10 protein-coding genes are annotated in these 10,000 nt (G+C 33.2%); 5 read left to right on the forward strand and 5 right to left on the reverse strand.

Going from position 1 to position 10,000, the window contains the following annotated elements:
- The first annotated feature begins 133 nt into the window (after positions 1-133).
- The 4 genes from LDL23_RS04685 to LDL23_RS04700 all read left to right on the forward strand — a co-directional run bounded on the left by LDL23_RS04685 (position 134) and on the right by LDL23_RS04700 (position 2,182).
- Complete coding sequence (locus LDL23_RS04685) at positions 134-988, forward strand: neutral zinc metallopeptidase (protein WP_291264676.1); 855 nt, start codon at positions 134-136, stop codon at positions 986-988.
- A gap of 5 nt (positions 989-993) precedes the next feature.
- Positions 994-1,401, forward strand: a complete 408-nt coding sequence (locus LDL23_RS04690) for an SET domain-containing protein-lysine N-methyltransferase (protein ID WP_291264677.1) — start codon at positions 994-996, stop codon at positions 1,399-1,401.
- A 72-nt stretch (positions 1,402-1,473) separates the two neighbouring features.
- On the forward strand, positions 1,474-1,764 hold the full coding sequence (locus LDL23_RS04695; RefSeq protein WP_026726682.1) for a TIGR03643 family protein: 291 nt from the start codon (positions 1,474-1,476) through the stop codon (positions 1,762-1,764).
- A gap of 1 nt (position 1,765) precedes the next feature.
- Positions 1,766-2,182 (forward strand): DUF2452 domain-containing protein, encoded by a 417-nt coding sequence (locus tag LDL23_RS04700; protein WP_291264678.1) that lies wholly within the window; start codon positions 1,766-1,768, stop codon positions 2,180-2,182.
- Between the two features lie 52 nt (positions 2,183-2,234).
- Here the strand turns inward: LDL23_RS04700 and LDL23_RS04705 are convergent, their stop codons facing one another.
- From LDL23_RS04705 to LDL23_RS04725, 5 genes are all read right to left on the reverse strand, one after another.
- A complete protein-coding gene (locus LDL23_RS04705) occupies positions 2,235-3,770 on the reverse strand; it encodes a YifB family Mg chelatase-like AAA ATPase (RefSeq protein ID WP_291264679.1) in 1,536 nt (511 codons plus the stop codon).
- Between the two features lie 84 nt (positions 3,771-3,854).
- Positions 3,855-5,867 carry a cytochrome c biogenesis protein CcdA gene (locus LDL23_RS04710; protein ID WP_291264680.1) on the reverse strand — a complete coding sequence of 671 codons (2,013 nt, stop codon included), beginning with the start codon at positions 5,865-5,867 and terminating at the stop codon, positions 3,855-3,857.
- Positions 5,864-7,171 carry a tRNA lysidine(34) synthetase TilS gene (gene tilS / locus LDL23_RS04715; RefSeq protein ID WP_291264681.1) on the reverse strand — a complete coding sequence of 436 codons (1,308 nt, stop codon included), beginning with the start codon at positions 7,169-7,171 and terminating at the stop codon, positions 5,864-5,866. Before tilS ends, LDL23_RS04710 begins: the two co-directional genes overlap by 4 nt.
- Positions 7,172-7,204: 33 nt before the next feature.
- Positions 7,205-7,561: a four helix bundle protein gene (locus LDL23_RS04720; RefSeq protein ID WP_291264682.1), complete on the reverse strand. Its 357-nt coding sequence runs from the start codon at positions 7,559-7,561 to the stop codon at positions 7,205-7,207.
- A gap of 44 nt (positions 7,562-7,605) precedes the next feature.
- A complete protein-coding gene (locus LDL23_RS04725) occupies positions 7,606-8,889 on the reverse strand; it encodes an anthranilate synthase component I family protein (RefSeq protein WP_291264683.1) in 1,284 nt (427 codons plus the stop codon).
- A 184-nt stretch (positions 8,890-9,073) separates the two neighbouring features.
- Here LDL23_RS04725 and LDL23_RS04730 point away from each other — a divergent pair, with 184 nt between their 5' ends.
- Positions 9,074-9,967 (forward strand): DUF4349 domain-containing protein, encoded by an 894-nt coding sequence (locus LDL23_RS04730; RefSeq protein ID WP_291264684.1) that lies wholly within the window; start codon positions 9,074-9,076, stop codon positions 9,965-9,967.
- Positions 9,968-10,000: the final 33 nt, after the last annotated feature.

Genomic DNA, 10,000 nt, shown 5'->3' on the forward strand with positions numbered 1-10,000 from the left:
GAATTGGTTTTAGATTAGCTGGATTTTTCATAGGATCAAACAGTGTATTTACAGCTTTAGCTGATAGCGGAAAACAAGCCGATTTATATTTAGGAGTTCGTTTCGGATTTTAATAATTTAAAAAATATTTCTTATGAAATGGATAGGCAGACGTCAAAGTGACAACGTAGAAGATAGAAGAGGAATGTCAGGCGGAGGAAAAGTAGTTGCTGGTGGAGGTGCCATTGCAATTGTCTTTTTTCTTGTAAAAATGTTTTTTCCAGAAGCAGCACCGTTTGTCGATACCATTCAACAAAGTCAAGGTACTCAACAAACAGAGCAAGTTGAACAAAGAGAACTTACTCCAGAAGAAAAAGAAATGGGCGAATTCGTTTCAACCGTTTTTGCTGACACAGAAGATATTTGGACTAAAATATTTGAAGAAAATAATTTAGGAACTTACGAACAACCAAAGATGGTTTTATTTACAGGTTCAGTTGAAACTGCTTGTGGTGGTGCAAGTTCAGCTTCAGGACCGTTTTATTGTCCAGGCGACCATAAAGTATATATGGATTTAGCTTTTTTTGAGGAGCTAAAAACTCGTTTTGGAGCTAAAGGTGGTGATTTTGCAATAGCTTATGTAATTGCTCATGAAGTGGGGCATCATGTTCAAACTTTACTTGGAACTTCTGGGAAAGTAAGACAATTACAACAAGGAAAAAGCGAAGCTGAAGCCAATAAATTATCCGTTTGTTTAGAATTACAAGCCGATTTTTATGGTGGATTATGGGCACATTACAACCAAAAATATTTAGAAGAAGGTGATATTGATGAAGCATTAAGTGCAGCTCATGCTGTAGGTGATGATGCAATTCAAAGTAAAATGCAAGGGCATGTTGTACCTGATTCTTTCACACATGGTTCTTCTGAACAACGAATGAAATGGTTTATGAAAGGCTTTAAATCGGGCGATATTCGATTAGGCGATACTTTTGCCGAAGAACTTTAATTGTGTTGAAAATTGAAGCACCCGAATCTGATTATTTATATATTCAAGATTCTCAAATACCAAATGCTGGAAAAGGTTTGTTTACAGCAATTGATATCTATCCAAATGAAATTATATCACTTTTTAAAGGAGAAATTTTAATCGATGAAGAAGCTCAAAAAAGAGTTTCTGAAGGAAATGACCGCTATTTCATTAACATGTTAGATGGTTCCCTACTAGATTCTATGAATGTAGATTGCTTTGCTAAATATGCTAATGATGCCGAAGCTTTCTCTAAATCAGCATTCAAAAACAATTCCAAGATAACATTAGACGATGATGATAATGTTTGCATCGTAGCTACAAAGAAAATCAAATCCCAACAAGAGATTTTTTGTAGCTATGGAGCAAAATATTGGAAAAAACATAAATAATTCAAATCTGTATCCATCATATTTATTTTTTTTGTAATTTTGTTTAACTTTTTTAATTAAATTTTAAACAAAATGAATGTTTCATCCAAAAAAGACTTCACCGATATTGAAATTGACAGAATAATTGAAATGGCTTGGGAAGACAGAACTCCTTTTGATGCTATAAAATTTCAATTTGGTTTGAGTGAAGCAGATGTTAAGGCTTTAATGAAAAAAGAACTCAAATTCAGCAGTTATAAATTGTGGAGAAATAGAGTTGAAAATTGCAAAACAAAACATTTAGCCAAACGAGTTGAAGGCATTGATAGATTCAAATGCAAACTTCAAAGAGCTATTACTAACAACAAAATTTCAAAAAGATAAGATGAAAAGCAAAATTCCTGATAATGTAGTTTTTTCAGAAGAAAACGGATATAATGCTAATGTTCTCGCTTATCCTACGAGTGTTGGCGCGCCAGCAATTAAATTGGATAACGTTGTGGATTGGAAAAATATTGGTATTAGAAACGTAAACAAAGAATTTGAAAGCAAGTTTAACGAACTCAAAGCCGAGTATGAAAAATTAATGCAAGAATACGAATGGAATGAAATTTTATACAATGCCAAATATTCGTTTGAACCTATAATTGGAGAAACTTATCATTTGTATTTAGCTAAAGATGGTTCTAATTTTCTTTCATTAATTCATCCAAATCATTGGAATAAAGAACATATTGGTTCTTTTAAACTCAATAGTAACAAAAAATGGATTCAAATAGATTCCAAACAAGATATTTTTTAAATTATTGAATTCTTCTAATTGCTTCTAGAAGAATTCAATAATTACTATTTAACTAACCTAGCCACCCTTCCCTATCCAAACTTCTATACTGAATCGCTTCTGCAATATGATGGGATTGAATAGACTGAGAATTCTCTAAATCGGCAATCGTTCTTGAAACTTTTAAAATTCTATCGTAAGCTCTTGCAGATAAATTTAATCGTTCCATCGCTGTTTTTAATAACTTCAACGAAACCTCATCTAAAACACAAAATTCACGAATTAGTTTGCTACTCATTTGCGCATTGTAATGAATATGTTCAAAATTTTCAAAGCGTTGAGATTGAATTTGTCGAGCTTTCGTAACACGTTCTCTAATCGCTACACTACTTTCTGCTTTTCGAGTCTCAGTTAGTTTTTCAAACGGAACTGGAGTAACTTCAATATGAATATCAATTCGATCTAACAATGGTCCCGAAATCTTGCTCAAATAGCGCTGCATTTCTTGTGGAGTAGAACTCACAGGCGCATTCGGATCATTAAAATAACCGCCAGGGCTCGGATTCATACTCGCTACCAACATAAAAGAGGATGGATATGTAATTGTAAATTTGGCTCTCGAAATCGTGACTTCCCTATCTTCTAAAGGTTGACGCATTACTTCTAAAACTTCTCGTTTAAATTCGGGTAATTCGTCTAAAAATAAAACACCGTTATGTGCCAAAGAAATTTCACCTGGTTGTGGATAACTTCCACCTCCAACTAGAGAAACAGAGCTCGCTGTGTGATGTGGACTTCTAAAGGGACGCTGCGCCATCAAACCCACATCTTTTGTTTTTCCTGCAACGGAATGAATTTTAGTAGTTTCCAACGCTTCTCGCATGGTCATTGGAGGTAAAATACTAGGTAATCGTTTTGCCAACATGGTTTTTCCTGAACCTGGCGGACCAATTAAAATAATATTATGACCACCAGCCGCCGCAATTTCCATACAACGTTTAATTCCTTCCTGACCTTTGACATCAGCAAAATCGTGTTCTGGAAAGTTTAGAGTTTTTGAAAATTCTTCGGTTGTATCAATTCTTGTGGGTTCTAAATTTCCTTTTCCTTCAAAAAATTCGATTACTTCGGTAACGTTAGAAACTCCGTAAACATCCAAATCTTCAACAATAGCAGCTTCTTTGACATTTTGAATGGGAATAATCACACCTTTAAAACCTTCTTCTTTGGCTTTAATAGCGATCGACAACGCTCCTTTTATAGGTTGCAAAGTGCCATCGAGCGATAATTCGCCCATGATGATGTAATTTTCGATTTCTTTTGAGGTGATTTGGGAAGAAGCTGCTAAGATTCCAACTGCAATGGTTAAATCGTAGGCAGAACCTTCTTTTCGTAAATCGGCAGGCGCCATATTTACAATGATTTTTTTACCAGGAAATTGATAGGAATTGTTTTTAAGTGCAGCAGCAATTCGAAAACTGCTCTCTTTTATGGCCGAATCGGGAAGTCCAACTAAATGATAACCGATTCCTTTTTCTGTGTTTACTTCTACTGTGATTGTAGTGGCCTCAACGCCAAAAACGGCGCTTCCGAATACTTTTACTAACATGGCTTATACTATTTAAATGGCTTATATAGATACAAATATAGAAAAGTTTTTGAAATAAAAAATCCCGATTGCTCGGGATTTGATTTATTTTTTGAATTTTGAAATGCCTTCTTTTAACCAAGATTTGTATTCCTCAACATTAGGTGTATAGCCTACTGGTTTAGAAATATCTTTACCTTCAGCATCTAAAACTACATAATAAGGTTGGGCATTAATGTTATATCGTTCAATTTGATATTCTCTCCACTTTTTCCCAATGGTAGTCACTTCACTTCCTGATTTAGAAACGTATTGTTCTTCTTTTGGTAATTCACGTTGGTCATCACCATAAAGAGAAATTAAGACAATTTCATTTTTTAAAATTTTCAATATTTCTGCATCAGACCATACATTTTCTTCCATTTTTCTACAATTCGCACATGCATGTCCGGTGAAATCTAATAAAACTGGTTTGTTTACTTTTTTTGCATACGCTAAGCCTTCTTCATAATCATGAAATGCCGTTATTCCTAATGGTCCAATATGCGCATTTTCTGGTAAAGCAGATTCAGAAGAAACTCCAGAACTTACTGTATTTTGATAACCAACTCCATACGGACTTTCACTGTAAGTCATTGGTGGTGTGAATCCGCTCAATATTTTTAGTGGCGCTCCCCATAAACCTGGAATTAAGTAAATAGTGAATGTAGTAACAAATAAAGCTATGAATAATCTACCTACAGAAATATGTGTCATTGGACTATCGTGAGGCAAGATTAATTTTCCGAAAAGATATAACGCCCAAGCTCCAAAAACAGCTATCCAAATTGCTAAAAAGACTTCTCTTTCTAATAAATGTGTTTGTAAAACTAAATCGGCATTAGATAAAAACTTGAAAGCAAAAGCCAATTCTAAGAATCCTAATGAAACTTTAACCGTATTTAACCATCCACCTGATTTTGGTAAAGAATTCATCCAACCTGGGAACATAGCAAACAACATAAAAGGTAATGCAATGGCAGATGAGAATCCTAACATTCCAACTATTGGTCCTATTCCACCTTGTCTTGCTGATTCTCCTAATAATGATCCTACAATTGGTCCAGTACATGAAAAAGATACAACAGCTAAGGCTAACGCCATGAAGAAGATTCCGATGATTCCACCTCTATCGGCTTGTCTGTCGATTTTATTTAAAAATGAATTAGGTAAAACGATTTCAAATGCTCCTAAAAATGAAGCAGCAAAAACGATTAGAATAACAAAAAATATCAAGTTAAACCAAACATTAGTCGATAACGCATTTAATGAATCAATTCCAAAAAGTGCCGTAATTATCATTCCTAAACCAACATAAATAACAATAATAGAAATCCCATAAATAAAAGCATTACGAATTCCTGCCGCTTTAGTTTTACTTTGTTTGGTGAAGAAACTTACTGTCATTGGTATCATTGGGAATACACAAGGCGTAAGTAAAGCTGCAAAGCCGCCTAAGAAGGCTAAAATGAAAATTCCCCATAAGCTTTTCTCTTCTTCGTTTGAAGTTGAAGTCGGAACAATTTCTTTTGTAGCTTTTTCAGAATCAGTAGTTGTAATCGATGTTGTATCGGTACTAACAGAAGTTGTATCATTTGAAACTATATTTGTTGATGTAACTTCTTCTACCTTAATTTCTGGTAATTTAAACGTAAATGTAGCATCTTGCTGAATACATTGCTCTTTACAAACTTGGTATTCTACATAAACTTTTACCTCTTTTACTTTTGGATTGGTAACTTTAATGATTTGCTTGAACTGAGCCGTTTTTGCAAAATAATATTCGTCTACTTCAAAAATATCGTTGTATACTTTTTTGTATGGACTTTCTTTGGTTTTCCCAACTAAATCGAAGTTCCCTTTTGAGTTTTTATAATCAAAAACCGTTGGAAGTGGTCCGTTTTCTGGTGTAAATTGCGAATACATATGCCACTCATTTTCGATAGTAGCATCCATAACCAATTCAAATTCGGTAGCCGATTTTTGAACGACTTTAGTTTTCCATTGTACCGGATTTATAATTTGTGCATTTCCAAAAAATCCAAAAATTAAGGCGATTAAGGCAAAATATTTTCTCATTCTTCTAATACGATTTTTATACTGTTTTGTGTTGTTTCATTACTTGTAAATCGATTATCTACTCGTTTTCCAATTACCCAAACAATTTGGTCTTGCGAACATAATAACCACTGATTTTCTTTATCTAAAAGCGAATATTTTTCATCTTTGAAATATTTACTCAATTTCTTTTTCCCATTCATTCCTGATGGATAAAAATAATCTCCTTCTTGCCTTTTTCTAATAGTAAGCGGAAATTTGAGTTTACTTTCATCTACAAATATACAATTCGAATGTGTTTCAAAAATGTTAACTCCTTTATAAAACCTAAGTTTTAAGGGAATATTAACTTTACTATCTAACGATTCAATAATAAAAATTGCTGAATTATTTGATGATTTTCTTTCAAAAAGGATTAATTTTTCTCGGTCTTTCAACAAAACATGCGTTTCTGAAAATACTTGTTTTCCTGATTGTGCTTCCACCAAATCATAAATATCATTCCAGGCCGAAAATCCATATGCTTTTAACCATTGATACAAATACGCTTTGTAATTTTTGAATTGAAGCAATGATATTAAATGAATTTCTAATTGATTTTCTTTTACTTCAACAACTTTTTCATAAACCAATTTAGAAGCGTCATTAACTAAACTTTCTACTTGTTGCAAATGATCTAAGGTATTTTGAAACGAATCTAAAAATCCAGTATTCAATTCTTTTAAAATGGGAACAATGTCGTGACGCAGTTTATTTCGGAAATATTTATCCGAAGCATTACTCGAATCTTCTCGCCATTGAATTTTATTTTCTAACGCATAATTCTCAATTTCCAAACGAGAAAAAGGCAACAACGGACGAATAATGTTTCCATTTTGAGCTGGAATTCCCGTCAAACCTTCTAAGCCAGTTCCTCTGGTGAAATTGATTAAAAATGTTTCCACACTGTCATCTAAATGATGCGCTGTTAAAACATAATCAAATCCAAGTGAAATAATTTCTTGAAACCAATCATAACGCAACTTTCGAGCGGCTAATTGAATAGAAAGTTTGTTTTCATTAGCAAATTCGAATGTATCAAACGTCTCAATAAAATATGGAATATACCTATCTTGACAAATTTCCCTGACCAACATTTCATCTCCATAACTCTCTTTTCCACGCAATTGAAAATTACAATGTACAACGCAAATATCAAACCTCATCTTATAAAACAAATCCAATAAAACCATACTATCAATTCCACCACTAACCGCTAAGAGCAATTTCTTGTCTTTTAGTTCTGGGAAATTTGTAGTTATATGACTTTGAAATTTTGTAAGCATGAACAAAAGTAATTAGTAATAAGGGATTAGGGATTAGTTATCTGATAATTTATTGATTAGCGAATTTAGCATTTTTTCAATTTCAATAGACAATTCATTAATTTCTTTACAATCTTCTTTGGAGATAAAATTTAGATTAATAGCAATTTCTATTTGAGTTTGACATTCAAATAAAGAACCTCTTGCTATTTGTAAAAATCTTGAGTAATCTTTTTTATAATTTCTGCCATAACCTTCAGCTATATTTGAAGGAATAGCAACTGAACTTCTCCTAATTTGTGAAATCAATCCAAATTTTTCACTTTCAGGAATTTTTGATGTTAGAGAATAAACTAAGGTAACCCAACTCATTGATTTTTGCCAAACTATTAAATCTCTATAACTTTTCATATCTTATTGTTTTTAACTTTTCCCTAATCCCTTATAACTTTTCCCTAGCTTAAAACTTCAAACATCGCTTTTGCCTTCAACAAACATTCTTCATATTCATTTTCTGGAATGGCTTGAGAAGTTATGGCACTTCCAACGGAAAAAGACAAATACTGATTTTGGGAATTGTACAAAATACTTCTAATCACGACATTAAAATCGAAATCGCCGTTTGGAGTAAAATAACCTACTGCTCCACTGTATAATCCGCGTTTGGTTTCTTCTAATGCTTCAATAATTTGCATAGCCGAAATCTTTGGTGCTCCTGTCATGCTTCCCATTGGAAAAGTGGTTCTCAGAATTTCGATGGGCGAAGTCGTATTTTCTACTTCGGAAACAATGGTCGAAATCATTTGATGGACTTGCTTGAACGTGTAAATTTGGCACAATTCTTCTACTTGAACGCTTCCTTTTGTGGCGGTGTGCGATAAATCGTTGCGGACTAAATCGACAATCATGATGTTTTCTGAACGCTCTTTTTCGTTTAAACTTAAATCAGATTTCAATTGTTCATCTTGTTCTAAGTCGAAGCTTCTTCTTGCCGTTCCTTTTATAGGTTGGGAAATGACTTTTAAACCTTCTTTTCGCAAATAACGTTCTGGTGAAGCAGAAAGTAAATACTGAAAATTATTTTTGAAATACACCGCAAAAGGTGGTTCCGAAATCGCATTTAGTTTTTGATAGATTTCCAAAGGTTCAATTTCAGCATTTTCGGCATAGAATTCCATACAAAAATTGGCTTCGTAAATGTCGCCACGATGAATGTGTTCGAGCATTTTTGAAACTTTGGAAAGGTAGTTTTCTTTTGAGATTCTTTGTTTTATATTGATGGATGATGGATGATGGATGATGGATGTTGTTGAAATGATTTCTTCGAAATCGGTTTCTATTTCGTCATCGCACATTCTTAAATATTGAATTTCTACCTTATTTTCTTTAATCAAAAACAACTTTTTAGGTTGAAAGAAAAACAAATCGGGAAATGCTAATCCATCGAAATTATTGGATTGCAAATCTTCGGTATCGTTTTTTAAATCGTAGGACAAATAACCAAACAACCAATCTTTAGTTTGACTTTGGTACTGATACAAATCTTGAAACGCATTTTCGTAATCGGTTTTAATCGAAGTAAAAGCATCAACCGCCAAAACCGCATCGTAACTCGAGTACTTTTGATGATACTGATTAGAATCTAAAAAAACGACTTCTCTGTGTTGGTTCGCCCAATGCAAAAGTTGGTTTTTAAAGTCGGAAAACGGCGAAATATCTTTTGTAATTACTGTTCTCAAATTGGAAAATTTACTTCGTAAAAGTACAACAAAAAAATAGTTGTTGGAAAATGGTTCAAATGTTAAAATTTGGCACGGTTTTTATTCTTGCCTCAACAACTAACCCATTAAAAATTCATTTGTATTGATTCTAAAACTACACGTATTAAAAACAATTAATCAATAAATTTAAAAATGAATTTTTATGAACAAAAACACCAAAATCGTATTGACTTTGCTTGCACTTGGCATGGTCTTATCTTGTAAAGAAAGAGTTGCGGAAGAAACACCTGATTATTCTGAAAATGCTATAACTGATAGTACAAGCATAATTTCTTCATCTGCCGCCGTTGAAAACAAAAACAGTAATCGAAAATTTGTTCGAACCGCCGATGTAAAATTCAAAGTCAAGAATGTCGCCAAATCGACTTATGCGATTGAAGATGCTACAACGAAATTTGGTGGATTTGTAACCTATACCAATCTTCAAAGCAACATTCACAGCGAAGACCGAACCAAAGTGAGTCAGGATAGTACTTTAGTGACTACAAAATATAAAGTGGATAACAATATAACTATACGTGTTCCGAATACGAAAATGGACACGGTGATTAAAACCATTGCCAAACAAATTCACTTTTTAGATTATCGCATCATTAAAGCAGATGATGTTTCCTTACAAATGTTATCGAATGAACTAGCGCAAAAAAGAAGTAATTTCTCTGAAAAACGTTTGGCAAATGCAATTGATTCGAAAGGAAAAAAACTAAATCAAGTTGTGGATGCCGAAGCAACCTTAGATGCGAAAAAAGAGCAAAATGATGCTTCAAAATTACAGAATTTATCGTTACAAGACCAAGTGAACTTTAGTACGTTAACGCTAAACATTTACCAAGACGAAAGCATCAAACAAGAAATGGTAGCTAATGAAAAAAGCATCAACGCTTACCGACCAAATATTGGCTTACAAATTTGGGATAGTGTAAAAACGGGTTGGTTTATGTTGGAACACATTATTTCGTTTGTAGTGGTGCTTTGGCCTTTTGTCTTAATTGGGTTTTTTGGATTTTTGGGATATAAAAAGTTTTTGAAAAAGTAAGCAATAAGCCATCGGGAAACTGATGGTTTTTTG

It is taken from the genome of Flavobacterium sp., assembly GCF_020217025.1.
Classification (GTDB): domain Bacteria; phylum Bacteroidota; class Bacteroidia; order Flavobacteriales; family Flavobacteriaceae; genus Flavobacterium.

What these genes read in the sequence shown, in the direction of transcription:
- LDL23_RS04685 (WP_291264676.1), top strand. Translation starts at nt 134, where the DNA reads ATGAAATGGATAGGCAGACGTCAAAGTGACAACGTAGAAGATAGAAGA.
- LDL23_RS04695 (WP_026726682.1), top strand. Translation starts at nt 1,474, where the DNA reads ATGAATGTTTCATCCAAAAAAGACTTCACCGATATTGAAATTGACAGA.
- LDL23_RS04700 (WP_291264678.1), top strand. Translation starts at nt 1,766, where the DNA reads ATGAAAAGCAAAATTCCTGATAATGTAGTTTTTTCAGAAGAAAACGGA.
- LDL23_RS04705 (WP_291264679.1), bottom strand. Translation starts at nt 3,770, where the DNA reads ATGTTAGTAAAAGTATTCGGAAGCGCCGTTTTTGGCGTTGAGGCCACT.
- LDL23_RS04710 (WP_291264680.1), bottom strand. Translation starts at nt 5,867, where the DNA reads ATGAGAAAATATTTTGCCTTAATCGCCTTAATTTTTGGATTTTTTGGA.
- tilS (WP_291264681.1), bottom strand. Translation starts at nt 7,171, where the DNA reads ATGCTTACAAAATTTCAAAGTCATATAACTACAAATTTCCCAGAACTA.
- LDL23_RS04720 (WP_291264682.1), bottom strand. Translation starts at nt 7,561, where the DNA reads ATGAAAAGTTATAGAGATTTAATAGTTTGGCAAAAATCAATGAGTTGG.
- LDL23_RS04730 (WP_291264684.1), top strand. Translation starts at nt 9,074, where the DNA reads ATGAACAAAAACACCAAAATCGTATTGACTTTGCTTGCACTTGGCATG.